19 protein-coding genes are annotated in these 25,618 nt (G+C 38.7%); 7 read left to right on the plus strand and 12 right to left on the minus strand.

Features of this window, described 5'->3' with window-relative positions:
• Positions 1-4 precede the first annotated feature (4 nt).
• Genes Q1A31_RS00985 through Q1A31_RS00995 form a run of 3 tightly spaced genes read right to left on the minus strand, consistent with a single transcriptional unit; the run spans position 5 to position 6,259 of the window.
• A complete protein-coding gene (locus tag Q1A31_RS00985) occupies positions 5-4,372 on the minus strand; it encodes an Ig-like domain-containing protein (RefSeq protein WP_299871019.1) in 4,368 nt (1,455 codons plus the stop codon).
• 13 nt (positions 4,373-4,385) lie between these two features.
• Positions 4,386-5,564, minus strand: a complete 1,179-nt coding sequence (locus Q1A31_RS00990; RefSeq protein WP_299871021.1) for a hypothetical protein — start codon at positions 5,562-5,564, stop codon at positions 4,386-4,388.
• Positions 5,565-5,566: 2 nt separating this feature from the next.
• On the minus strand, positions 5,567-6,259 hold the full coding sequence (locus Q1A31_RS00995) for a hypothetical protein (protein WP_299871022.1): 693 nt from the start codon (positions 6,257-6,259) through the stop codon (positions 5,567-5,569).
• Between the two features lie 256 nt (positions 6,260-6,515).
• On the opposite strand from Q1A31_RS00995, the gene Q1A31_RS01000 reads away from it, so the two are divergent.
• The 5 genes from Q1A31_RS01000 (at position 6,516) to Q1A31_RS01020 (ending at position 13,971) form a co-directional block, all read left to right on the plus strand.
• Positions 6,516-7,196 (plus strand): TIGR00153 family protein, encoded by a 681-nt coding sequence (locus tag Q1A31_RS01000; protein ID WP_299871024.1) that lies wholly within the window; start codon positions 6,516-6,518, stop codon positions 7,194-7,196.
• Between the two features lie 11 nt (positions 7,197-7,207).
• Positions 7,208-8,470 carry an inorganic phosphate transporter gene (locus Q1A31_RS01005; RefSeq protein ID WP_299871026.1) on the plus strand — a complete coding sequence of 421 codons (1,263 nt, stop codon included), beginning with the start codon at positions 7,208-7,210 and terminating at the stop codon, positions 8,468-8,470.
• A 659-nt stretch (positions 8,471-9,129) separates the two neighbouring features.
• Positions 9,130-11,052 carry a PrkA family serine protein kinase gene (locus tag Q1A31_RS01010; protein ID WP_299871028.1) on the plus strand — a complete coding sequence of 641 codons (1,923 nt, stop codon included), beginning with the start codon at positions 9,130-9,132 and terminating at the stop codon, positions 11,050-11,052.
• Positions 11,053-11,107: 55 nt separating this feature from the next.
• Positions 11,108-12,400, plus strand: a complete 1,293-nt coding sequence (locus tag Q1A31_RS01015) for a YeaH/YhbH family protein (RefSeq protein WP_299871030.1) — start codon at positions 11,108-11,110, stop codon at positions 12,398-12,400.
• The gene (locus tag Q1A31_RS01020) at positions 12,397-13,971 is read left to right on the plus strand and encodes a SpoVR family protein (RefSeq protein ID WP_299871032.1); all 1,575 of its coding nucleotides are present in this window, start codon (positions 12,397-12,399) and stop codon (positions 13,969-13,971) included. Before Q1A31_RS01015 ends, Q1A31_RS01020 begins: the two co-directional genes overlap by 4 nt.
• A gap of 43 nt (positions 13,972-14,014) precedes the next feature.
• Here the strand turns inward: Q1A31_RS01020 and Q1A31_RS01025 are convergent, their stop codons facing one another.
• Positions 14,015-14,821: an ankyrin repeat domain-containing protein gene (locus Q1A31_RS01025; protein WP_299871034.1), complete on the minus strand. Its 807-nt coding sequence runs from the start codon at positions 14,819-14,821 to the stop codon at positions 14,015-14,017.
• A gap of 142 nt (positions 14,822-14,963) precedes the next feature.
• On the minus strand, positions 14,964-15,431 hold the full coding sequence (locus Q1A31_RS01030) for a DM13 domain-containing protein (RefSeq protein ID WP_299871037.1): 468 nt from the start codon (positions 15,429-15,431) through the stop codon (positions 14,964-14,966).
• A 686-nt stretch (positions 15,432-16,117) separates the two neighbouring features.
• Between Q1A31_RS01030 and Q1A31_RS01035 the strand changes: the two genes are divergently transcribed.
• Both Q1A31_RS01035 and Q1A31_RS01040 read left to right on the plus strand, forming a co-directional pair.
• Positions 16,118-16,585 carry a histidine phosphatase family protein gene (locus tag Q1A31_RS01035; RefSeq protein ID WP_299871040.1) on the plus strand — a complete coding sequence of 156 codons (468 nt, stop codon included), beginning with the start codon at positions 16,118-16,120 and terminating at the stop codon, positions 16,583-16,585.
• Positions 16,586-16,618: 33 nt separating this feature from the next.
• Positions 16,619-19,210: an EAL domain-containing protein gene (locus tag Q1A31_RS01040; RefSeq protein ID WP_299871043.1), complete on the plus strand. Its 2,592-nt coding sequence runs from the start codon at positions 16,619-16,621 to the stop codon at positions 19,208-19,210.
• Between the two features lie 21 nt (positions 19,211-19,231).
• Here the strand turns inward: Q1A31_RS01040 and Q1A31_RS01045 are convergent, their stop codons facing one another.
• The 7 genes from Q1A31_RS01045 to Q1A31_RS01075 all read right to left on the minus strand — a co-directional run bounded on the left by Q1A31_RS01045 (position 19,232) and on the right by Q1A31_RS01075 (position 25,407).
• Positions 19,232-19,804 carry a hypothetical protein gene (locus Q1A31_RS01045; protein ID WP_299871046.1) on the minus strand — a complete coding sequence of 191 codons (573 nt, stop codon included), beginning with the start codon at positions 19,802-19,804 and terminating at the stop codon, positions 19,232-19,234.
• The gene (locus Q1A31_RS01050; RefSeq protein WP_299871049.1) at positions 19,801-20,283 is read right to left on the minus strand and encodes an HAD family hydrolase; all 483 of its coding nucleotides are present in this window, start codon (positions 20,281-20,283) and stop codon (positions 19,801-19,803) included. Before Q1A31_RS01050 ends, Q1A31_RS01045 begins: the two co-directional genes overlap by 4 nt.
• Before the next feature lie 21 nt (positions 20,284-20,304).
• Complete coding sequence (locus tag Q1A31_RS01055) at positions 20,305-20,892, minus strand: class I SAM-dependent methyltransferase (RefSeq protein ID WP_299871052.1); 588 nt, start codon at positions 20,890-20,892, stop codon at positions 20,305-20,307.
• A 73-nt stretch (positions 20,893-20,965) separates the two neighbouring features.
• Entirely contained in the window at positions 20,966-21,340 is a 375-nt protein-coding gene (locus tag Q1A31_RS01060) for a SirB2 family protein (RefSeq protein WP_299871055.1), read from the minus strand.
• Between the two features lie 53 nt (positions 21,341-21,393).
• Positions 21,394-22,530 (minus strand): 5-(carboxyamino)imidazole ribonucleotide synthase, encoded by a 1,137-nt coding sequence (locus tag Q1A31_RS01065; RefSeq protein ID WP_299871059.1) that lies wholly within the window; start codon positions 22,528-22,530, stop codon positions 21,394-21,396.
• Positions 22,530-23,027, minus strand: a complete 498-nt coding sequence (gene purE, locus Q1A31_RS01070) for a 5-(carboxyamino)imidazole ribonucleotide mutase (protein WP_299871062.1) — start codon at positions 23,025-23,027, stop codon at positions 22,530-22,532. Before purE ends, Q1A31_RS01065 begins: the two co-directional genes overlap by 1 nt.
• Positions 23,028-23,124: 97 nt before the next feature.
• Positions 23,125-25,407: a hypothetical protein gene (locus Q1A31_RS01075; RefSeq protein ID WP_299871065.1), complete on the minus strand. Its 2,283-nt coding sequence runs from the start codon at positions 25,405-25,407 to the stop codon at positions 23,125-23,127.
• Positions 25,408-25,618 lie beyond the last annotated feature (211 nt).

The following is a 25,618-nucleotide window of genomic DNA, read 5'->3' on the forward strand; positions in this document are numbered from 1 at the left end:
CTTATTATTTTATTCTAAATCTTAAAAGTCCAATGAAACTAAATAGCATTAACCATTCGAATGGCAATGAACCTCCACCACTTGAACTAGAATTGCCTGTGCCTGTGCCTGTGCCTGTGCCTGTGCCGCTACCAGCTCCACTTTCAGATACATTCAAAACAACGGTTTCAACGGAACTATCAAAAGTGCCATCACTGGCTATATATCTAAAGCTATCTTCTCCTATGAAATCAGCATTAGGTGTATAAATGTAGTTCTGTCCACTACCAGACAAGGTTCCGTTACTGGGCTGCACTACTAGTCGGTAAGTGAGGTTATCGCCATCCAGGTCGGTTGCCGACAATGTTATATCAGCAGTATTGCTAGCTCTGACTTCTAATGTAATAGAAGAAGCATCTGGTCTATTAGAAGATTCTGTTGTGCCGCCTGATAACTGATATTCAAAGTAATCTAAAGCATTAGGGTAAGTGTCTATGCTGCTACCACCGAATGCATCATTATCTCCTACAAAGATCACACGTAATTTATTAGGGTTACCAATTAGACTCCTAGCAAAACCGAGTTCGACAGTATTGGCGTTATAGCTTACTGTTGCGGTTGCAAAATTATCCCAGCTCCAACTACTGCCGTCTCCAATATAGCGTTGTATTTGAGTTCCTTCGATAACATATTCAGCACCAACAGTACCTATTTGATATCCAGTATTTTGATTAGAGTCAGTATCTATAAATGTTTGCCAACCCCAATTGATAAAGCTGCCATTATTGGCATCTGTATTTATAGCGTTGTAGCTTTCATACATAAAATAAATATCTGATCCATTATGTGAAGTCGCTGCTCTTTGCCAGTCGATTACGTTATTGATTCCGCCGATATCATTACCATCCTGAGTATACGCGGATAAACTAGCCCATTCCTCGTTGTTACCATCGATAGATATGCTGCTCACTGGGTTAGAGTAAGTGCCGCTTTGGGCACCAGATACATTTATGTTTACTGTTGCATTAGAACTATCAACATTACCATCGCTAACATTAAACGTGAAATTGTCCTGACCTATAAAGTTATTGTCTGGTGTATAAGTTAAATTAGGAGCAATACCAGATAAAGAACCACTTGTAGGGTTAGCTACAACACTGTAAGTCAGAGTATCATCATTAGGATCTGATCCAACCAATGCAATACTTACATTAGATCCTGAATTTACAGATACAGATTGTGTATAAGCGATGGGTCGACCATTAGAACCTGAATCACCACCTGTAATGTCATACTCGAAAAAGCGAATACTAGATTGTGAATTATTTAGACCATCAGGATATAAATCAATTCCAGATCCAGCATAAGAACTACTGTCACCTCTAAAACCCACTCTAATAGAATCAGGATTTCCTATTTGACTAAGTGGAAGTGCTAATTCTGCAATGTTAGCTTGGTATTTAGACTCAACTGAATCTATGTGAGACCAACTCCAATTACTGCCACTTCCAGTGTAGCGTTGAATATGATTACCCTCTAGAACGTAATCAGCACCAATGGCACCCAATTGGAAACCAGTAGAAGCATTCTTATCGCTATCGATAAATATCTGCCATCCCCATGCTAAATAAGATCCAGAACTATCAAAAGGGTCAATATTTCCCCAGTTTTTATAGAGTAAATATAACTTAGAAGTATCATGGGCAAGCGCAGTATTTTGCCAATTGATATTTCCTGAAGCATCATTGGCATCGTTGCTGAAACGAGATAATTCTGACCAGTCAGATTCATTCCCATCAACTGTAATTGGTGAGTTTACGTAGTTAGCAATAGCTCCATTTTCTTGCCCATTAGTGACAGTAATTTTTATGGTTGCTGAAGAGCTATTTAATTCGCCATCATTAGCTATAAATATAAAACTATCGTCACCAGTAAAATCATTATCAGCCGTATATACCAGATTAGGCGCAGAGCCACTTAAAGAGCCATGTTGAGGCTGATGAGTAATGCTATAGCTAATGCTGTCATTGTCTGGATCTGTTGCTGTTAAAATTAAACTAACAGAAGCACTACTACCAACAGTAAATTGTTGATTATCAGCTATTGGCGCAGAATTAGGGCTACTAGATCCTGAAAAAGTATAGCTAAAATACCCACTATCAGGATATCTATCGGTACTGTCTCCGTTATAAGCACCATTATCACCATTAAACACGACTTTCATATTTTGCGGATTACCAATATTTGATCGTGGAAATGATAGTTCTACATCTGCTCCTGAATACATCAAAGAAGCATTATCGACTATATCCCAACTCCAACTAGTCCCGGTTCCGATATAACGTTCGATTACGTAACCATCAATTACGTAATCAGCACCTATAGAACCAAGTTTATAACCGGTATTTGAATTATTATCTGTGTCTAAATAAGCTTCCCAACCCCAAGGAATATATGTTCCAGAATTATTGTTAGGATCGACATTTTGACGGTTTTTATACGTCATAAATACATTTTGTGGGCTATGTGCGATAGCAATTTTTAGCCAATCAATTTGGTTATTTTCACCATCGATATCATCAGGGTCGTCACTGAAGTAATCTAAGCCATTCCAATCATTTACATTACCATCTATAGTAATTGCAGAACTTGATACTTCATTCGCCGTAGAATTATTGGGTGAAGTTACTACCCAATTAAAGGATGTATTAGCTGAAACTGAAGAATCGCTCACGGTAACAGTGACAGAATAATTTCCAGCAGCGTTTAAACTACCAGATATTCGACCTGAAGTAGTATTGATCTGTAAACCATTTGGAAGTCCAGAAGCACTATAACTTAAGCTATCGCCGTCTGTATCATTCGCTTGAATTGTTAGATTTACATTGTTACCCACTAAACCGGTTTGATTTCCGGGAGATGATATTGTGGGTGGTGTATTCGTATTAACAGCAGAAATTAGCCAATTAAATTGGACCGAGCTAGTGTCACTTCCATCGCTTACTGTAATAGTCGTATCATAATCACCAGCTATTGAAGCATTACCTGAAATTAACCCCGAATTATTGTTTATCTGAATACCGTTTGGTAGTCCTGTAGCTGAATAGCTTAGAGAATCACCATCTACATCAGTTGCCTGGATAGAAAGACTAACTGAGCTACCTTGTTGTGTACTTTGATTACTGGGAGAAGTAACAGTTGGTGGTGTGTTTACAGGTGTTGTACCCAAAGGATTAGATGCATGCCAGTCACGTGGAACTATTTTTATGTGACTCCAATGGGCATTCATATGTGGTGCATCTTCAGAGCGGGGCATGTGATAGAAAGTGACCCCAGCCCAGACGACGATATCGTTATTTAAAATTGATTCACCATTGGCAAACTCTGCCAGGTTACTTGCACCACTGGGATTATGAGAAGCAAATTTCTCCTCATTTTTTTGTTTAGTCACATAAAAGTCATTATGCGTGAAGGGTTCACTCGCTGGCCCGATATCCTGATGACCTGTTTCATTGATTAAAATATCGAATGAAGCACTATGATCGTTTGCGTTTTTAAGAGACTTATCTTTTATTCGCCAATGACGCATTGTATCTGGATTTACTTTGCGCGCAGCTTCTGTAGTAAATGCTGTAATAGTCCTTAGTCTTTTGTTATTAACTAATGGGAAATTCAGTTCTTCAACGACATCATCAAGGTGTGATCCATTTAAATCGAAATCAAGTTTCCAGAAGAAGTTATGTAAATGTGCAATACCGACACGGTTATCACCTAATTTCCAGCCCCTGCTTTGATTGGATCCAAATCGTTGCAATGCACCAGTAGCTCCTATCCAGGGTTCTATTGTGCCGTCATCCATAAAACGCCATGTAGGAATATAGTAATAAGCCCCCACGGGCGAAACACTAAATAAACTTAGGTTGTTTGCACTAACCACATTATTACCGTTTTTGTGTGCTAGTGGCCTGGATTCGATTTGTTTACATAAAACGTTTTTTCCAGAGAAATTTAGTAGATTTCCACCGGGGCATTCATCGCTGTTTATGCTAAGTATATTATTGCCACCGATACCATAATCTGAAATATCGTGATACCGAGCTCCATTATCATCATAGGGAACGTGTATTTGAGCAACAGCAGCATGATTTAAAATTAAGCGGCGTTGCTCATTTTTTGGTGTGTAATAAATATGATGAAAAATAATACCTTCACGTTGACGATGCTCCCAACACATATCCCATCTAGAACCATTCGGAAGTGTTTCGTCAATATAGTAACTATCGCTACAATGTTCCGCTGCGTCAACGTTAGTTGAAGAAAGCATCATGATTGGCAAAGCTAAGAGACAACTTAGCAGGATGCGACTGAATAATTTTTCTAAAGGATATTTCATTATTATAAAGTCATTACAACTTGTTTGTTGATGTCCAGTCACGTGGTAACAATATGAAATTGCTCCATTGAACAGCAGCAGGAGAAAAATCTTCATCTCTTGGCAAAGTGTGATGAACTAAGCGGTACCAAACAACAATATCTTTAGCATTAGTATTTTGTGAATTCACAAACTCTGAAACATTACTACCACAGCTATTAGTTGGATTATTTACCGCAAATCTTTCACAAGCGTTATAAGTAGTTATGTAAACATCATTTTTTAACCACGGATAAGAGCTGTTTCCCTTACTTTGCTGGCCATAATTAAGCATTACCATTTCATAAGATATGGGTTGGTTGGCATTATTAGTTTCACTTTGGTCTCTGATACGCCAGAATTTTTTATTAGCAGGTGTAAAAGAAGCAGCTAACTCAGATGATATGGTTTGTGTTTGCTTGGTTTTAGTTAAGCGATCAGTAGATGGAATACTTTTTATTTGCTCTACAACATCATTATCATTGCTAGAACCTATATCGAAATCAAGGCGCCAAAAGAAGTGATCAGTAAAGCTTGTTGAAATTTTATTTTCAGAGGTCACTGTCCAACCTGCTTTAGAATCTGAGGTTGTTTTGGTGAATTGACCCGTAATTCCGACGCCTGTTTCAATAGTCCCATTTTCCAGAAATGACCAGCGCAGAATAAACTCTCTGGAATTGATACTTGATGCACTTAGAATTTCTAATTTGCTGCCTTGACGACGTACTTCATCTCGATATCGATAAATATAACCATTAGCGCGAGTAACTTCACATAACACGTTTCTTCCAGCTTCTTCGTGCAGTTGACCACCTTCACACATGGAAGGGCTAAGGGTCTGCAATCTATTTCCACCTAATCCAAAATCAGTAACAAGAAATTGGTCTGCAGAGCCGTCATCATATTCTGTTTGAATTTGAGAGAGGCTTACTTCACCTAATACTTTCTTTCTCGTTGCACCTACAGCTTTATAGTGAATATCACTTAAAACCACACCTTCTTCATCTCTTACTTCCCAACAAAGATCCCAGGCAGCACCGGAAGAAAATGTTTTTGAAATAGTATTACCTGCAGCACAAGAGCTGGTATTAGGTCTTGCAAAAGAAGCACTAGAGATTAACAGTGATGTCAAAATTAAAAGAGTTAAACCTGCTTTGATTATATTTTTATTCATGCTTAAAAACCGATTCTCTGAGTTACAACACCCGCGGATAAATTAACAATAGGAGAAATTTCAAATACAATATTTTCATCGGTATAAAGCATCAGCTGCGCGCAGCGATGGATACCACATTGTTTGCTCGCTTCGTTGACTCTATTAGGCAAACTATCTGCTGTGAATGTAAATGCTTTGATATTTAATTCAGATGTATCATTCAGTGTGCGTGATGTGATTCGGTTGTATTCGTGCTCAAGAATCTTACGTTCATCTTCATCTTCAAATACAATTTCTTTTGCTCGTTTGAGTTCATTAACCGTCAAAGGAAGCTGAACTCCTTGTTTGGTAACAGAGCTGATAATTTCTGAAGTATTTAGATCAACTAAGGTTTCTTGTAGTTCATCCGTTGCATAATTATAAATATAGACATCGGCACGACGTTGTCCCTTAGGAGCACCTTTTTCTTCATTGCGCTCAATCAATAAAACTTCCTGATTATCATTTGTTCCTATGCCTGTTGCTATACCATTTTCAGATTTAGCAGCGAGCGTCTGAGGAGTGACTAAATTACCGACTCGAGAAATTTCATCAATGGTTAAAGGATCATTACTATGAGCGTAGACATTGCTTATGCTAATAAGGCTTAAGCTAAGAGCACTTATAATTATTGATGCATACATTTTTGTGTTTGTTGGTCTAGAAAAAATCATTATCAACTCACTAAAATAAATTTTTATTATATCTGGTCAAGTATAAACCAGATTCGGCGCATTAAAATGATAATAGTCAAACAGTTACTGCCATCTATCAGATAATTACTGTAAATATCGTTGTTAAATGTAGGTTAACTAATCATCAAAAGCTTTCAAAGGGTTATCAGGTTTAGGCACATTTCTTTACAAGCAACGAAACACACCATAAACTCTCCATAATTTCAAAATGCCCCCCCAAATTTGGTGATTAGCTATGGTTACAAAAAACTATATGTCTGGCCTGTTCGGTAGATCTCCTATAACTCCTTTGCAAGAACACATGTACCGTGTGTATCGCTGTGTAAGACATTTAACACCACTTATAGAAGGTATGGTGGAGTCAGACGAGAAAAAGGTTCTAAAAGCTCATAATTCTATTGCTAAAGGCGAGCATGACGCAGACAAAATGAAGCATGAATTACGTACGCATCTACCTAAAGGTTTATTCATGCCAGTAGATAGGCGTGATGTTCTTGATGTATTACTACGCCAGGACATGATAGCGAATCAGGCAAAAGACATTTCTGCTTTGATTGTTGGACGAAAAATGCAATTACCTGCAGAAATGAATGAACCATTCCAGCTATTTACTAATCGCTGTGTTGATTCGGTAAAACAGGCATTACAAACCATCAATGAGCTAGATGAATTAGTAGAAACAGGTTTTAGAGGTCTGGAAGTTGATCGTGTTGAAGCGATGCTTTCTGAATTGGGAGCAATTGAAAGTGAAACGGATACGATGCAGGATGAATTAAGGGCAACGTTGTTTAAATTAGAAAAAGACCTTGGTCCAGTAGATGTAATTTTCACCTACAGATTGATAGATTGGGTTGGAAATGTAGCTGACAATGCCGAGCGTGTTGGTAGTCGTTTATCTTTGATGCTAGCACGATAGGTATATAAATCATGGAATTTTTAACTGATACAACGTTTATCTATATCACTCTTGCGGCCGTTTTTGGAATTTTCATGGCATGGGGTATTGGCGCAAATGATGTTGCAAATGCAATGGCGACGTCGGTAGGCTCAAAAGCTATCACCATTAAACAAGCGATTATAATTGCAGCAATATTTGAGTTTTTAGGTGCCTACCTAGCTGGAGGGCAAGTTACTAAAACCATCAGAAAAGGTATCGTTGATCTCAATGCTTTTGATGGTAATCCGGATTTATTGATCTGGGGTATGCTCGCATCGTTATTAGCAGCAGGTACTTGGCTGTTAATTGCATCGATGAAGGGTTGGCCGGTTTCTACCACGCATAGTATTGTGGGTGCAGTTATTGGATTTGCTGCAGTCGGCGTAAGTGCTGACGCGGTTAGTTGGGGCAAAGTTGGTACTATCGTAATGAGTTGGGTGGTTTCACCGGTACTTGCCGGTGGTATAGCGTTTGCGGTGTTCAAAAGTATCCAAAACCTGGTTATTAATACCAACAACCCTTTAGAAAACGCAAAAAAATACGGGCCATTTTATTTATTTATGGTCGGTTTCATTATTGCCTTGGTGACAATCAAGAAGGGTTTAAAGCACATAGGCCTAGATGTTAATGGCGGCATGGAATTTGTTTACGCGATTATCCTAGGTTTGTTAGTAGCGCTACTAGGTGTGTATTTAATCAAAAAAGTAAAATTTGATGAAAAAGCTGAAAAACGCTTTCACTTTGCCAATGTTGAAAAAATATTTGCTGTATTAATGGTGTTTACCGCTGCGGCTATGGCTTTTGCTCATGGCTCAAATGACGTGGCAAATGCGGTTGGACCTATGGCGGCTGTTATTAGTGTTGCTCAATCTGGCGAGTTAGCTTCAAAATCTGAGTTGCCAAGCTGGGTACTGCTAGTAGGTGCTATTGGTATTGTTATAGGACTTGCTACCTTGGGTTACAAGGTAATGGCGACAGTAGGTAAAAATATTACCGAACTAACACCCACTCGTGGTTTTTCTGCAGAAATTGGAGCGGCTTCGACAGTAGTATTAGCCTCTTATACCGGACTACCAATTTCAACTACGCAAACTTTAGTGGGTGCGATTTTAGGTGTTGGTCTTGCTAGAGGTATTGCTGCAATAGACTTACGCGTTGTGGGTAATATATTTATGTCTTGGGTAATTACCTTACCAGCTGGTGCAATTCTCTCAATATTGTTCTTTTACATGCTCAAAGGAATATTTGGTTAGAGTAGGTAAATACACAAAAAGTGGCTATAAGTGGGGGGGTGTCTAAATTATTTAATGTTTTTAGACATCTTTCTTCCGCAACTAATTGATTCTAATTTATATCAAATGGAACGTTTTTAATTCCAAAGAATTGAAAATATAGAAGCTAATGATTAGTTTTCAATTTACGGGCGCGTGAATATCAGCTAATATTATCTTGGCTTCAATAATTTAATTGTTTGTAGCTCGGTCTTTTTTAAGACTTTGGGGAATGTGTTCGACAACTTTTTTTAGACCAATTAATGGTTTATTCAATATCTAAGATATTTATATATACAGAACACTAAATTACGCATTGCAGTTCAAATTCGATTAATAAAATATAAGTAATAAGCAACGCGAATTTAAGGGCAGAAGTTAAAGGGCACAGAATCTGCTCTGTCGAACTAAATAAAAATACACGAGTCTTATAGATTAGATGAGTGATATTTTTCTCATTCTTTCTAAGCTACAAAGTTACGTATTTTTTGTGAATTTCAAGGCAAGATGCGGTTATAACTTTTAAAAGCATATTGCTGTTTAAGATTCAAAAAATAGAAAACGTTCGCAAAAAATAAGTACCAGAAGCAGTTTAGATTATTGTTGAATAAAGCAATTATCAAAATAACCTGGGGTACATTATGAGCATCTTTGACAGTTATCAGTCACGTTACGAGTCATTTCTCGAGGAGGAATACTCACTTCAAGAATACCTTAACCTGTGTAAGGAGGATCCCTCTGTTTACGCATCTGCAGCTGAAAGAATGCTCAAGGCAATCGGTGAGCCGGAGCTCATAGACACTGCCAATGACGAACGCCTCAGTCGTTTATTTTCCAATAAAGTTATAAAACGCTACCCTGCATTTTCAGAATTTTTTGGAATGGAAGATGCAATAGAGCAAATCGTTTCTTTCCTACGTCACGCTTCTCAAGGCCTTGAGGAAAGTAAACAAGTCTTGTATCTATTAGGTCCTGTGGGTGGTGGTAAGTCCTCTTTAGCAGAGCGCTTAAAAGTTCTGATGGAGAAAATGCCAATTTATTGTATAAAGGGTTCTCCTATTAATGAATCACCGCTTGGTTTATTTGATGCGGGAGAAGATGGAGCAATACTTAGAGAAGACTATGGTATTGATCAACGTTATTTAGGCAACATCATGTCTCCTTGGGCAGTGAAACGTTTAAACGAGTTCGGTGGCGATGTCACTCAATTCAAAGTAGTAAAGAGATTCCCATCTCAATTGAATCAAATAGCTATTTCGAAAACAGAACCCGGAGATGAGAACAACCAAGATATCTCTGCTTTAGTGGGTAAGGTTGATATAAGAAAGCTTGAAGATTTTTCACAAAATGATACAGACGCTTATAGTTATTCAGGCGGTTTGTGCATGGCGAACCAAGGTTTGCTTGAATTTGTCGAGATGTTTAAAGCGCCCATTAAAGTGCTTCATCCTTTACTTACTGCTACTCAGGAAAAGAATTATAACGGCACTGAAAACATAGGTGCGATTCCTTTTGACGGAATGATACTGGCCCACTCGAATGAATCTGAGTGGCAGTCCTTCAAGAATGACCGTAACAACGAAGCATTTATCGATCGTATTTCTATAGTGAAAGTACCGTACTGTTTAAGTGTCAATGAAGAGATTCAAATCTATAACAAATTATTAGAGGCTAGTTCACTCAATAAAGCACCGTGTGCCCCGGATACACTTAAAATGCTCGCCCAGCTTTCGATACTTTCTCGAATCAAAGAGCCTGAAAACTCAAATACCTTTTCTAAGATGAGCGTATACAACGGTGAAAATCTAAAAGACATCGATCCGAAAGCTAAAACGTATCAAGAGTATCGTGATGTTGCGGGTGTGGATGAGGGTATGAATGGTCTATCTACTCGTTTCGCATTCAAGATCCTTTCCCGTGTATTTAATTTTGATTCACAAGAAATAGCGGCTAACCCCGTGCATTTAATGTACATCCTGGAAAAACAAATAGAACGCGAGCAATTTCCGCAAGAAATACAAGATCGCTATATCGGCTTTATTAAAGAATATCTAAGTCCACGTTATGTAGATTTCATAGGAAAAGAAATTCAAACCGCATACCTGGAATCATATTCTGAATATGGTCAAAACCTGTTTGATCGTTATGTAACTTACGCAGATTTCTGGATTCAGGATCAAGAATATCGTGACCCAGAAACAGGTCAGATTTTAGATCGTGCAGCACTTAATAATGATCTGGAAAAAATTGAAAAGCCAGCGGGTATCAGTAATCCAAAAGACTTCAGAAATGAAGTGGTTAATTTTGTATTACGCGCCAAAGCACATAATGATGGTCAAAACCCAGTTTGGACAAGTTATGAAAAGCTTCGTCATGTCATAGAAAAGAAGATGTTTTCTAGCACGGAAGATTTACTACCAGTGATTTCTTTCAGCACAAAAGCATCTAATGAAGAGCAACAGAAGCACGATAATTTTGTTTCTAGAATGGTGGAACGTGGCTATACCGAGAAGCAAGTGAGATTGCTTGCAGAATGGTATTTAAGAGTAAGAAAGTCACAATAATTATCACAGATTCTTACGAAGACTATGGAAGTTAAAGGAAACTAACGGAGACAAAATGTCATCTTACATCGTAGATCGCCGGCTCAACAGTAAAAATAAAAGCACGGTTAATCGACAGCGTTTTTTAAAGCGCTATCGTAAGCAAATACGTAAAGCTGTATCGGATGCGGTCAACGAGCGTAAGCTGGAAGATATGGAAAATGGGGATAATATTAGTATCCCCAAGAAGGATTTATCTGAGCCAGTCTTTAGTCATGGCAAAGGTGGCAATCAAAGCATTGTGCACCCAGGTAATAAAGAGTTTGTAGTTGGAGATCGATTTAAACGACCAGAAGGGGGTCAAGGAGGGCCCGGCGAAGGGGAAGCATCGGACTCAGGTGAAGGCGAAGATGAGTTCGTCTTTCAGATCTCTCAAGCAGAATTCTTAGAGTTCATGTTTGAAGATCTGGCTCTTCCTAATATGGTCAAACTTCAATTAAGCACAGACGATTCATTTAGTTATAAACGTGCTGGTATTAGTGAAGTAGGTAGTCCGAACCAAGTTAATGTGGTGCGCTCACTTCGCAGCGCACAAGCACGAAGAATCGCATTGGGAGGTAAAAAAAGAAGGAAGCGCAGACAGTTGCGAGAGGAGCTTGCTGAATTCCTGGAAGCGACACCCAAGCCGTATGACGAAGAGCAGAAAAAGAAGAAGCTATTACTCGAAGAAGAAATAGCGTCATTGAGTGCTCGTTTAGATGCGTTGCCATATATTGATGAATTTGACCTGAAATTTAACCTGCGAGTAAAAATTCCACAGCCTTCTCCAAAGGCAGTAATGTTCTGTGTATTGGATGTGTCAGGGTCGATGACACAGGAAATTAAAGACACAGCTAAACGCTTTTTCTATCTACTTTATTTATTTTTAAACCGTAGCTATACCAAAATAGAAGTGGTGTTTATACGTCATCACACCAAAGCGGAAGAAGTGAGTGAAGAAGACTTTTTCTATTCCCGTGAAACAGGGGGAACGGTCGTATCAAGCGCTTTAGAGTTGATGAATGATATCATCAAAGAACGTTACCCTGCTGATCAATGGAATATCTATGGTGCTCAAGCATCTGATGGTGATAACTGGCAGAACGATACAGCTAAGTGCAGTGAGTTAATGACTCAGCAAATCTTACCAGCAGTGCAGTATTTCACCTATATTGAAATTGGTGAGCAAGATCCACAAGAATTGTGGCGACTTTATACAGACTTAAAGGGTAGTTTTGGCGATCGTTTTGCTATCAGTAAAGTACGAAATAACGGTGAAATTTTCCCTGTGTTCCGTGAGCTGTTTAAAAAAGAGGGGCAACGGGTATGAGTAAAGCAACAAAACAAACACCATTTTCAAAATTTGATGTCGATGGGCGATCTGAACCCGCTCAACCGCATGGGCCGCACAGTGATAAGAATTACATCTCGACCAGCTCGGAATGGACCTTTGAATTACTCGAAAAATACGACAAAGAAATTAGTCGCATAGCCAAAGAGAAATTCAAACTAGACACCTATCCTAATCAGATAGAAGTTATTAGATCGGATCAAATGATGGATGCTTATGCCTCGGTTGGTATGCCTATTAACTATAATCACTGGTCTTACGGTAAATCTTTTCTCAGTACAGAGCAAGACTATCAACGTGGTCGCATGGGGTTAGCATATGAGATTGTTATTAACTCAAGCCCTTGTATTGCCTATTTGATGGAAGAAAATACGCTAACAATGCAGGCCTTAGTTATCGCGCATGCGTGTTACGGGCATAACTCGTTCTTCAAGGGTAATTATCTGTTTAGAGAATGGACAGATGCTGAAGCAATCATTGATTATCTGTTATTCGCTAAAGGCTATATCGCAAAGTGCGAGGAGCGCCATGGCGTAGAAGAGGTAGAAAAGATACTCGATTCTTGTCATGCATTGATGAATTACGGCGTCGATCGTTATAAGCGCCCTACTCCTATATCTGTTGTAGAAGAACAAAAACGCCAGAAAGAACGTGAAGAATATATTCAGAAACACATCAATGATCTGTGGCGAACATTGCCCGAGGAAAAGGATAAGGTTAAAAAGAAAAAGCGCTTTCCAGAAGATCCGCAAGAAAATATCCTCTACTTCATAGAGAAAACATCACCAAAACTAGAGAATTGGCAGCGAGAAATTGTGCGTATCGTACGCAAGGTATCACAGTATTTTTATCCACAGCGTCAGACTCAGGTAATGAACGAGGGTTGGGCGACCTTTTGGCATTACACTATTTTGCATGAGCTTTATGATGAAGGCTTAGTTTCTGAAGGTTTTATCATGGAGTTTTTGGTGTCGCATACCAGCGTTGTGGCGCAACCAGATTTTGATAGTCCCTATTATTCAGGGATTAATCCGTATGCATTGGGATTTGCGATGATGCAGGATATCCGCAGAATATGTGAAAATCCAACCGATGAAGATTACGAATGGTTTCCTGATATTGCAGGTAGTGATTGGTTAGACACGATGCATAATGCTATGCGTAATTATCGTGATGAAAGTTTTGTACTGCAATTTCTATCACCTAAAGTAATGCGCGATTTCAAGTTCTTCCATTTAAGCGATGATGATAAAGAAGAAACCATTGGTGTCGAAGCGATTCATAATGATCAAGGTTATAAACAGATTAGAGAGCAGTTATCACAACAATATAATTTGAGTTATCGTGAGCCAGACATCCAGGTGTTTAATGTTGATATTCTTGGCGATAGAACACTGACTCTCAATCACTTTATGAATAATCGCAGACCTTTAGGACAGGCGACTACAGAAGTGGTTAAGCATATTCGCCAGTTATGGGGTTACGATGTGAAACTCAATTCTGTCGATGAAAATGGGGAAACAGTGACGAGTTATTCTTCGTATTCTTAAAAAACCCTCAAAAGTAGGGGGGTGTCATTTTAATTAGTAAATATTAGCGAACACCAAATGCACCAAGAATACGTCTGTCTTTATTAGCTTTAGCTATATCAATTGCGCTAACACCGTCAGAAGTTTTTGCGTAAGGAGAAGAGCCGCGCTGTTTTAAATAATTGGCAATCTGCGCATGGCGAAATCTCGTAGCGTGGTGTATTGGTAACCAGTTATTAACTGTTCGGGCGTTAATATTCGCTCCATGATTAATTAAATAGATCACAGTAGAATATTGTCCCTTTGCTGCAGCCATATGTAACGCAGTTTCTCTTTCAGCGTTACCTGCATTTACGTTAACGCCACGATTGATTAGCTGACCAATCTTTCTTACATCACCTCTACTTGCCGCATCAAATAATTCATTATTTGTAGGGGGAGTAACAGCTGGGGTTTTTGGCATAGCTCTTGCCTGAACAGCCTGCGCAGGTCTTCTGTTTTGGCGTTGAGACTGTTGCTGTTGTAGCTGCTGAATTTGTCGCTGCTTAGCCAATTGTTGTAATTGCCTTTTTCTTGCTTGAAGTTGCTGTTGTGACTGCTGTTGATTAGTCACAAGCCTAGCTTGCTCAGCAAAACTTAACTGAGACCTTTGGCTAGTTTTAGCTTTTGTTATAGGTTGAGATGTCTGTTTTTTAACAGCTCTTTTCTTAGCTGCTGTTGCCTTTGGTTTTTTAAGCTGATTTTGATATTCACTTTGTAAGGCACCAATCTCAGACATATCATAAGCATATTCTGAATCAGCTGCTGATAGGTTGCTTACCAAGAAAACAGTGGCGACTATAGTGTATAAAGTGATGTTAGAGCATGACATATTAATTTCCTTTGTAAGCACATCTAATCACTTGATTATATGACAAAAAATGAATTCACGTTGCTTGATGATTAGGCAGCTCTAATTCAGCTGGAAGTCAAATATAAGAAAGTAAAGTCACCCCCCTACTTTTAGGCATTTTTTAGCGGTATTTGGTAGCGCTAATGAATTCTCCAAAAGATTCGCACCAGACCACAACCGTATTAAAATTTTCTGGATTGATAGTTTCTGGAACCGGTATAACAAAATTCTTAAAGGTTTTCACGTCGCCTACTTTTACCATTTTGGATTTCAGTTGATTGAATGAGGCCTCTGTATCGACAAATTCTGGTGACAAATAGAGTTTGTAATCTGGTCCGGGAGCAATCTCTCCATCAAGTGAGATAAACTGATTTCCCACAGAAACTGTGCCTTCACCCCAATGTAAGAAATCGCTGCCTTCAAGATCTTTTTTGAATTCGCCTTTATAGCTTGCTAGAGCTTCTGCCGTTTTCATGGCATCTATGCTGGGAGCTTCAGGTGCAGTGAGAATAGGTAGGGCGTAGATTCCTAATGCGAAACCAATGGCGGCAAAGATTAAATGTGAAACCAATAAGACAAACTTTTTCATGAGTGACTCGCTAATGTATACATCAATTATGGGATTCCATTCATAAAGCTCATCGAGTATAGGATTCTATAATGACAATTTCATTATTTTTTATGGAGTGTATGAGTTTATCGTTGTGTAAAAATCATGATAAACCAAATTTCAACTTCTACTAAAACGTTCTTGATACCACTCGTCAGAGCAAGCTCTAACTTTAAGTAAGATGTGTTATTTTTAGTCAATATAAATAATTTGCACGCAAATATATTGTAATTAATTATATATGCGCGGCTTTAGTTGTAAGTTGCTGTTAATCATTGCCTTTTGGCATTACTAACAGGCTGCTCATGACTAAATAGCTTATACGAATCTTATGTATATTAAATAATAAAAATTATTACATACTTTTGTACAACAGGATTGGATGAAAAAACACTCAAAATAATCTTCAAATTTTCCTGTTTAAATAAGCGTGCTTAACTCGTTAATGGAAATGTGTTTTGCCACTAATTTCAAAAAATTTTATTTGAATGTATCAAAATTTACCATAGGACATCACATTGAAAAACTCATTTGTTATTACGTTTAAAACTCTAGTATACATTTGTTGTTGGATACCTATATCTCTATCGTTAGCAGTACCTTCAGAAACTTTATCCACACCAGATTTAATAAAAGCTTTGCAATCTGGTGGACATATTATTTACATGCGCCACGCAAATACGGATCGCACACAGATGGATACGGATGGGGATACTTTTGATGATTGTGATAATCAGAGAAACTTGTCTGCTGAAGGTCGAGAGCAAGCTAAACGGATAGGACTTATTATACAAAAGCTTAGAATCCCGATAGGCACTGTTTTATCTAGCCCTTATTGTCGAACTAAAGAAACGGCCAAGTTAGCATTTGGCCAGTTCGGAGTTGTATCTAAATTGCAATATTCATTTACTAAGAATAGTGAAGAATTTAAACGGCTAGGTGCAGATCTACTTACAATGATGAAGAAAACAGAAGCGGAGGAAAAAAATGATGTGTTTGTAGGTCATTCAGCGAATCTTAAAGATGGTTTGGGTGTCTGGCCTAAGCCTGAAGGGGTATTGGTTGTTTTTAAGAAAAGCGGAGAAGACATTATATTCAAGGGAATGATTCAGCCAGATGAGTGGCCGAAGTGAATATTAAAACCATCGTGATTAAGAGTTGAATCAATGAATTGTTTTAATAGGCTTTCCACACGTAGTCGTTTCCTGGTTGCTCCATTTATTGGCGTGGTTCTTACACTGCTTATCTTCTTTAGTAGTAATAGCATTATTCAAAAACACACCGACATATTCAAACAATTACACGAAACAAATTTAACCCAGGTCGGCGAAATAATCCGTACGACTGTATTACTGTCAAAGAATAACGAAAAGCTCGAACATCTTTTGATTGCAACCGAGACACAACCGGACGAAGAGACAAGCTTTCTTAATGGAAGAGACATACTGAATGACCTGGAGCTTCTGGAGGAACAACTTAACAAGAGCCTTGGTTCCACACATAAGATCATTAATGGTGTAGATATATTCGAAAAAATCAGGGTTAACTTTAGCTATTACCGTGAAAAAAGTCTTCTTGCTATTCAATTGTCAAGTTTCAATCCTAATCTTGCAAAGCAAGAATATCTTAAAGCCAATATGGTTCTGCAGCAGTTAGACAAATGGTTTTTAATTTTATCTGACTTTTATGTAAAAGATCTGACCGAGCAATCTGGAGTAGTCGAAAGTACTCTTTACGATCAATCATCATTGACTATTTTTACAATTTTATTGTTAGCGGTGATGGTATTTTCTGCCTTATTTTTTTCCAGGCGCATGTCATCTGAGATTGATTTAGTTAATAAGTCATTGATTGGCCTTTCAAAAGGTAAAAAAACGATTAATCTACCTAAACAGTCAAATGACAATATGCATCAGTTATACAATGCTGTTTACATGTTCAAACGAAGCATAGAACAAAACGAAAAAACTCAGGAAAAACTTAGCCAAACCATTGGGGAATTGACTGATAGTAAAGAGCGATACATTAATCTTTTAAATCTAATACCGACCGCTATTATCGCTATCAACGATTCACAGAAAATAGTTTTGTTTAACAAAGCTGCCGAAAAAATACTGGGTTACGATAGCCGAGAGATTTTTGGTAAGCGACTTGAGATACTGATGCCAGAACAATATCGTCAATTTAACACGCAATATGTTGAAAAGTTCAAAGAATCAGAATTAGATAATACTCTTATCACAGCTATAAGAAGAACACCGGTGACAGCGCAGAAAAAAAATGGTGACAAAATCTACATTGAAGCCAGTATTGCAAAATTACAACTGGAAAATGAAAATATGATGACTATTGCAGTTACTGACGTCACCGATCGTATGCAAGCAGAGAAGGAAATCCTGCATAAGGCTCATTACGATGCATTAACTGATTTGCCTAACCGTTTTCTCGCTCTCGATTGCTTGAATAAAGGTTTAAAAGAGGCACGTATTAAGAATGATATTTTAGCCGTGCTTTTCCTTGATTTGGATGGTTTCAAAAAGATCAATGACACATTGGGCCATGAAACAGGGGATAAACTCCTGATTGAAGCAGGAAAACGATTACAAGATGTTGTTCGTGAAGGTGATACTGTTGGACGTTTAGGAGGAGATGAATTTATAGTCATACTCTATGGGCTTATGCATAGCGTAGAAGCAGTCCCCACGGTACAAAAACTTATTAAGCAGTTTAGAAAACCCTTCGAGGTAGATGACCGCGAGCTGATACTTACCGCCAGCGTTGGTATTTCATCTTATCCGGAGGATGGTGATAATGCTTCAGAATTATTGCGTAAAGCAGACGCTGCTATGTACAGTTCTAAGGATAGAGGTCGTAATACATCCACCTTCTTTACTGAGTCGATGAATCTTGCAGTATCACGGCAGCTAACTCTGGAAGAACAATTGCACGGTGCATTGAAGCGTCAGGAATTCAGACTTGTTTATCAACCCCAGATTGATATTAGCAGCGGTCAAATAGTTGGTGCCGAAGTCTTGATAAGATGGAACAATAATATTCTCGGTGAAGTTTTACCCGAGGAGTTTATTCCCATCGCTGAGCATACAGGTTTGATAATACCTTTAAGTCAATTTGTTTTGAGCGAATCTCTCAAGATGCTAGCCCTATGGCAAGTGACCCATGAAAGTACATTCCGATTAGCTGTAAATCTTTCGCCACGCCAGTTTAGAGACCCCAATTTCATTAGCTTTATAAAGAAAACATTACGAGACAGTGGAGTTGCTGCTAATACCTTGGAACTGGAGATAACTGAGGGAGTGCTAATGAGTGGTCATAGTTTTATTGATGATGCCTTATCGTCCTTAAGCAAGCTGGGTATAAGGTTGGCAATGGACGATTTTGGTACAGGATATTCATCTTTAAGTTATCTACGTAAATATTCCTTTGATACTTTGAAGATCGACCGTAGTTTTATTAATGATATTAACCTGAGCTCGCGTAACCGGGAACTGGTCAATGCTATTATAGCCATGGCTCAAGCTCTAGGGCTTGAAATAGTCGCTGAGGGTGTTGAAACGAAAACGCAATTAAAATATCTAGCCAAACGTAATTGTGAGTATGCACAGGGATATTTTTTCAATAAACCGATAACCTCTGAAGAAGTCACTGTAATACTTGAAAGACAGAAGAGGCGTGAGAAGAGGAAAATAATAGGAAAAGAAGGTATAAAAAAAGATCAATACAGTGAGCTGGTTAATTGAAAACGTCACCTTTTTATGGACTTATGCTCTTCGGGTATAGGGATCAAGAATTACAATTTCGTTATTTACTGGGCGTATCATGAGATTGTCGCCATGTAAGTCCCAAGCTAATACACCTTCATACTGGTTATAGAATTCAAAAAGTTTCATGATATCTTTGGCGAGTTCTGAGTTATATCGTTTCTCAATTCCGGCGAATATTTTTTTTCTATCTGATTCGTTTTGCCATTCTAAATCTTTAACACAGCGATCAAAGTATTTAGAGTCTTCTTCATTTAGATGTTTCAGTTTTTCCATGATATAGATAAAACGATGATCTGTTTCTTCACCTGAATAAATAATTTCGTTGCTAGGTTGTTCAACAGGATTATCATCTTCATCCAAAATACCGACTCGTTTTATATTTGGAACCTTTGTTAGTTCGTGCTGATGAATAGCTCCGCAGTAATATTCCAAACCTAGTGAACGTTTTTCTAACAACACATTATTTTCATCAAAATCATACACATTAGTTAGAAATGTGTTTTCACATTTCTCGCAATGAATTTGGGGGTATTCATCCGCTATGAAATTATCGAGCACCTTAACCGTCATGAGATGCAATTCCTTTCTAGAAGTTTGCATGAATCTAAACTTATTCCGGGATAAAAATCATCAATCCAAATGTGGATTGAGATTCCTAGCTTCTTTAAGTATCTGCGTTTTGGTTTTCCATCTGTAAAGTAAATGGGAATTTGTAGTTCTTCAAGAAAACCATAGATTTCTTCACGGTCTTCTATATCAGGAGCGCGTAAGGTACATATGCAGGGTTTAAATCCAGAGTTTTGCAGTTTAAGAATCAGTTGTTTGAATAGTGGTTTATCTGCACTGATGGTGTTATCCCAATCTATCGCTATTTCTTTTGACTTTTTATTATCCAGAAGAAGATAGATATCGATAAGAAACTCATTGTATTTATCTACAAGGTCATGTTCTTTTTGTACTAGGAAGTGACTGATTAGTTGATAAGCAGGATATGTTTGTTTCTTTTTCGTACAATAATAAAAAGTTAATTTGTCGTCGTCATCAATCATTATCTTTCATCAACGTTACTTTTATTTTTGGGCTAAGTGAATCGTATATGCCTTGCCCTGTTTTAATTTTTTGTAATTACCAAATATTTCTTTAAGATTACGTTTCATATACTGACGTAATCCATTTACTGTAACCAAGTATAAACTACCGTTCTTTTCTAAATGATGATGTGCGTCATGCAACATTAAAGACATCATCTCTTTTCCAACTTTTGCAGGAACATTAGAAGCAATCACATTGAAACGTTTTGATCTTTCGATATGCTGAAAGCCGTTACTGAGTTGTGCTGTTGCATTCGGAATTTTGTTTAATGCGGCATTTTTATTGGCGTATTCAACAGCCATAAAATCTTTATCAACCAATATCGTTTCTCCATTAGGAGCGAGTTTTGCCATAGTCAGACCAATAGGTCCGTAGCCGCAACCTAAATCAAAACAATTGTCATCGGGATTTATTTTGATGTATTGCATCATCAGCTTTGTGCCGTCATCTAATTCACGCGGAGAAAAAATTCCCCAGGTACTCTTGTAGTTTAAAGTGGTGTCACAAAGTGTTCCACTAAACGAGATATCCTTACGATATTCATCTAACTGTTTTTTATCTAACATGGTTTTTTAATCTTGTGGTTGATGCTTATAAAGCGAAGAAAGGTTTATAAGGTACATTTTTTATAAAAGTTACCTAGAAAAGTGGTGCTATTGTATGTGTACCAATTAAAGCGGCATAAACAAATGCAAAAAGTCCAAGCAGCCATAATCCACTTGCAACAGCTTTTGATAGACCTTGTTTGAGAGCGATTGTGCCAAAGGCGACAAATAACAATAAACTGATAATTTTAGTTAGGATAAAGCCATCAGCAAATGAAAGCTTTTGTGCAAAACCGATATAAACACCTAATCCGAAAAGTAATATGGTGAATATAGAGGCTATTGATAAGACTATAGCTGAATTTGTCTTGGTTGAACTTGCCAGCATCATAACCCCACGGACGATATAGATTATCAATACGACTATTGCGATGCCAGAATGCGCTTTTATTAATAGCGTTAAATCCATAATTACTCCTTACTGAGTCTATTACTTTATGGAGAATGACTTGGTCTAACAGACTAAGCCGATAATTGATTAAATATAGCGTCAGCTTGCTGTTGAGCATCCGTTAAATTATCTGAGAGCGTGCAGAAATGTCCCATCTTACGGCCTACTCGGGCTTCCATTTTTCCGTAGAGGTGTAACTTGGTCGATGAATTTTCAAATAATTTATTCCAATGTGGTTGTGTATTTTCTCCTGAACCCCATAAATCGCCAAGCATGTTTGTCATCACTACAGGACTCAATAAACGAGCATCACCAAAGGGTAACCCACAAACCATCCGTACCTGTTGTTCAAACTGTGATGTTACACAAGCATCAAGCGTGTAGTGCCCACTATTATGTGTTCTTGGTGCCATTTCGTTAACCAGCAATTCGCCTTTTTTGGTCACAAAGAATTCAATGGCCATCACACCCACATAATCAAGTTTATCAGCCATTCTCTTGGCAGCTGCTTGTGCAGCATTCGCTATATCATGATCAACTCTAGCGGGTGCTAGTGTTTGATAAAGAATACCGTCACGGTGGATATTTTCTGCAACAGGGAAACATTGTGTTTCACCTTGCTCGTTTCTTCCCAGAATCACAGAAACTTCACAATCAAGATCAATGCGTTGTTCTAAAACGCAAGAAACCTGACCTGTTTCTTTAAATGCCACTTCTACTTCATCTGCACTTTTTATTGTTTGCTGGCCTTTACCATCGTATCCAAAACGTGCTGTTTTTAAGATCGCAGGGAAAGTGATATCTTTAACTGCTTTGGCGATATCAGAACTGGTGTTAATCACACCATAAGGAACTGGTAACAATCCACAGGATAGAATAAATTCTTTTTCTACAATACGGTCTTGTGCTTTTTCAACGGCGCTAGCGGATGGAAAAACAGGACAATATTCGGTGAGCTTATTCAGAACTTCAGCAGGAATATTTTCAAACTCTGTTGTGATTACATCACATTGATTACCAAGTTTTACCAATGCTTCAGCATCATCATAAGCAGCAATGATATGTTCGTTAGCAAGTTGTCCAGCAGGACTGCCTGTATCAGGCTCTAGAACAATAACGTTATAACCTAGATTTCTAGCGGCGATGGTAAACATTCGACCTAATTGACCGCCACCTAGCATTCCGATTGTTGCGCCTGGTAGTAACATTATTTTTGCTCTGGTGGGAGTTGCATATTCATCGCTACTTGCTTTTGTGCTTCCCGAAACTCTGTGAGTTTTTTAGCAATAGCATCATCTGAATTAGCTAATAAAGAGATAGCAAATAAGGCTGCATTGGTTGCACCCGCTTCACCGATAGCAAATGTAGCCACTGGAATTCCAGCAGGCATTTGTACGATTGAGTGAAGTGAATCTACGCCTTTTAAATAGCGCGAAGGAACTGGTACGCCTAGAACGGGTATTTCAGTTTTAGCTGCAAGCATACCAGGTAAATGCGCTGCACCACCCGCGCCTGCGATTATGGCTGTTAAACCACGTTCTTTCGCAGTACTTGCATATTCAAAAAGTAGGTCAGGCGTACGATGAGCCGACACTACTTTGTATTCATGTGGAATACCAAAAGCTTCTAATTGCTCAACAGCTTTGGACATAATATTCCAATCGCTATTGCTACCCATTACTACGCCAACAAGGACTTGAGACATTGATACGTTCCTTAAATCTCACGAAACGGCGCATTATAACCGGAATAACGCTGTTGTTGTAAGGTTATTACACCATTGTAGCTTTTCGCGTTTGTTATCAAAAAGTCAGTTTTTCAATAACAGTGTTTAATCCAGGACTTGTTTCAATCATTAACCTGATTGGAGGGCCCACATAACGACTGATATCTTCCTCAAACAGCTGATCAAAGTTACCAATTTCAGCGATATCTGCCGCAGGTTGCTCAAGTAATAATTTACGTCCACCACGGTTATCCATGGCATATAAACGTAAATATTGATTTCCTGAACGCTTTGCATTGGTGTAATGCCACAATAGTGATAGCTTGTTTCTGGCACCGCGTTTTAGTGTAATCGGTGGAGAGATAGTTGAATTGCCAGTTCTTGCCCATCCTTGAATACCCGCTCCGCTTAAGGGTGAGCCAGCCTGTGGCCTAGCAACGGGGGCAGGTTGTCTTACAGCTTGTCGTGGAGCTGGTTCCAGGAATTTATCCCAGTTGTTTTGAGCGGGCGCCTGCCTTTGAGCTTGAGGGGCATAAGTAGGTGCTGGAGCTTGCCGTTGTACTTGTACTTGTCTTTGAATCTGAGGAGCAGGTGCGCGAGGTGCTTGCTGTCTTTCCACTACAGGAGCAACATAAGCTTTTCTCGGTGCCACATAAGTCGAACCTGTTCCTAAATAGTCCATTAATGCTAAGTACTTAGGAGTAGAAGGCTGATGCAAATGATCAAGCATACTAAAGAAGTTTTTAGGTTCTGGCTCACCAATACCGTAATAATGCAGTATCAATCCGCCGCCACCTTGTTGCCAGGCTTTCAAGTACTGCTGATATGCCGTTCTCATACGAGGGTCTTTTTGCGCAGTCATAAATAAGTTAAGTACTGCTGGATCTTTAACGGTATGTGGAGGATCAAAACGAATCAGATGCTGGCCGGCTTCATACGCTACTAATTGAAGATTGTATTTATCCGCAAGCGCCTTGTTTTGAGCAATTTGAGTACGTAGCAAACTCATTGCCCCACCTTCAGGGCTATTCTTTACCATACCCCCGTGAAGAATTTCCTGGAAGAGTCGAGATTTTCCACCATCACCATCTCTGGTCCAGCTTTTAACCGTTTCACGGTTCTCTTTACGTGCGATGTAATCGCCAAAATAAGGGCCAATACCATAAGCATCAACATGACGACCACAACCGTTAGCGGCTTTCCATAATGGGCAATCCAGAATTTCTTTACCTACCCAAGGTACTGAATTCAAAGAACCAACCGCACAAATCACGCGATTACGCTGTCCGCCAAATTCTTTCTTAAATATCTGACACATTTGAACACTGCGCATTGCGTACCAATTGGCTGCTAGCAAAACACGGCGTTTTCCTTGTGGAACTTTAGGATAAGGAAATTTCCATAACTTATCGGCTTTTCTTGCGGCATAGGTTGCTGCTGGGAAGATGGTATTCCAAACTTCATTTGAAAATTCTACATAGACCTTTTGATCTTTGCGTAAACGATTTTTAACCATACGTGCATATTGCTGCATGTAATCGTCACTGGCTTGATAGGGAATACTTAACCAGGGTGTCGCATTGATCGCATTGGCTAAATCCACCATGCGTTCTGCTGGAACGCCATTTTCACCGGTGTAGTGAGAAGTACCAATAGTTGCACGCTGATTCCACTCTACAGCATTGTTGCCTCTTGGGTTTGACCAAGGCATAAAGCGCAATGCATGCATTTCTCTTATTCTAGCGATGTAATCAGGGTTGAAAACCTGACGTTGATAAGTACTTTCGTAAGCTTTAGGAACGATACGAATGTTGCGAATATAGTTACCGTTTCTTCGAGGATCTGTTCTGGTAATTTGTAGCTTTAAATTACGTTTAGGAGAGAGTAAATCAAATTCAATATGCCCAGGTCTTTGATAACCCATGCGTAGATCACCGGTGATTTTCATCACACCTTCACCATCATAAAGAACCACATAACGTCCCGTTGGGAAGTGCTTAGAAAGCTTCCAGGTGCTGGTTACACTGGTAAATATAGGAGATTCGTTTGGTGCCGGAAGTGTTCTTACCCAGCCGTTGCCGTCTAGCTGTAGTAAATCCTGTTCTTGTGAATTTAATGACTTCTTTTTTGTACAACCTGGATCAATCGGAACACCAGCACGCCAATCAAATTCGCATGAAGTAAACCAGCCACGTGATATTTTAAAAATATCTGTGAAAGGTACAGAAGTAGTCATTTTACCGACACCTCCGACATTAATTCCGAGTTTTGGATTAGTGCTGTAGCGAGCGCTACCTGTTTGAGTGAGTCCTAGTGTTAATGTCAGTAGAATCATTAACTTAATAAATCGGGATAACACCTATTTCTCTCCTTGAAATACATTTACGTCGTAAAATTGTAGCGATTGAGCTTAACGATAAAACGACTATATGGCAAACCACCACATAGCTGAGTTCACTATTCTAACTGACAAGTGGCAAAATCACCTAAACTCTTATTTAATAGGATAAAATTAGATATACGAAGATCACCCCCCCACTTATAAGGGGTTTTTCTTAAGCTCTTGTGCA

Origin of the sequence: uncultured Cocleimonas sp., from assembly GCF_947495625.1 — a bacterium.
GTDB lineage: Bacteria > Pseudomonadota > Gammaproteobacteria > Thiotrichales > Thiotrichaceae > Cocleimonas.

What these genes read in the sequence shown, in the direction of transcription:
- purE (WP_299871062.1), bottom strand. Translation starts at nt 23,027, where the DNA reads ATGTCTCAAGTCCTTGTTGGCGTAGTAATGGGTAGCAATAGCGATTGG.
- Q1A31_RS00985 (WP_299871019.1), bottom strand. Translation starts at nt 4,372, where the DNA reads ATGAAATATCCTTTAGAAAAATTATTCAGTCGCATCCTGCTAAGTTGT.
- Q1A31_RS01055 (WP_299871052.1), bottom strand. Translation starts at nt 20,892, where the DNA reads ATGTTAGATAAAAAACAGTTAGATGAATATCGTAAGGATATCTCGTTT.
- Q1A31_RS01015 (WP_299871030.1), top strand. Translation starts at nt 11,108, where the DNA reads ATGTCATCTTACATCGTAGATCGCCGGCTCAACAGTAAAAATAAAAGC.
- Q1A31_RS01010 (WP_299871028.1), top strand. Translation starts at nt 9,130, where the DNA reads ATGAGCATCTTTGACAGTTATCAGTCACGTTACGAGTCATTTCTCGAG.
- Q1A31_RS01035 (WP_299871040.1), top strand. Translation starts at nt 16,118, where the DNA reads ATGCGCCACGCAAATACGGATCGCACACAGATGGATACGGATGGGGAT.
- Q1A31_RS01040 (WP_299871043.1), top strand. Translation starts at nt 16,619, where the DNA reads ATGAATTGTTTTAATAGGCTTTCCACACGTAGTCGTTTCCTGGTTGCT.
- Q1A31_RS01050 (WP_299871049.1), bottom strand. Translation starts at nt 20,283, where the DNA reads ATGATTGATGACGACGACAAATTAACTTTTTATTATTGTACGAAAAAG.
- Q1A31_RS01000 (WP_299871024.1), top strand. Translation starts at nt 6,516, where the DNA reads ATGGTTACAAAAAACTATATGTCTGGCCTGTTCGGTAGATCTCCTATA.
- Q1A31_RS01025 (WP_299871034.1), bottom strand. Translation starts at nt 14,821, where the DNA reads ATGTCATGCTCTAACATCACTTTATACACTATAGTCGCCACTGTTTTC.
- Q1A31_RS00990 (WP_299871021.1), bottom strand. Translation starts at nt 5,564, where the DNA reads ATGAATAAAAATATAATCAAAGCAGGTTTAACTCTTTTAATTTTGACA.
- Q1A31_RS01020 (WP_299871032.1), top strand. Translation starts at nt 12,397, where the DNA reads ATGAGTAAAGCAACAAAACAAACACCATTTTCAAAATTTGATGTCGAT.
- Q1A31_RS00995 (WP_299871022.1), bottom strand. Translation starts at nt 6,259, where the DNA reads ATGATTTTTTCTAGACCAACAAACACAAAAATGTATGCATCAATAATT.
- Q1A31_RS01060 (WP_299871055.1), bottom strand. Translation starts at nt 21,340, where the DNA reads ATGGATTTAACGCTATTAATAAAAGCGCATTCTGGCATCGCAATAGTC.
- Q1A31_RS01065 (WP_299871059.1), bottom strand. Translation starts at nt 22,530, where the DNA reads ATGTTACTACCAGGCGCAACAATCGGAATGCTAGGTGGCGGTCAATTA.
- Q1A31_RS01030 (WP_299871037.1), bottom strand. Translation starts at nt 15,431, where the DNA reads ATGAAAAAGTTTGTCTTATTGGTTTCACATTTAATCTTTGCCGCCATT.
- Q1A31_RS01045 (WP_299871046.1), bottom strand. Translation starts at nt 19,804, where the DNA reads ATGACGGTTAAGGTGCTCGATAATTTCATAGCGGATGAATACCCCCAA.
- Q1A31_RS01005 (WP_299871026.1), top strand. Translation starts at nt 7,208, where the DNA reads ATGGAATTTTTAACTGATACAACGTTTATCTATATCACTCTTGCGGCC.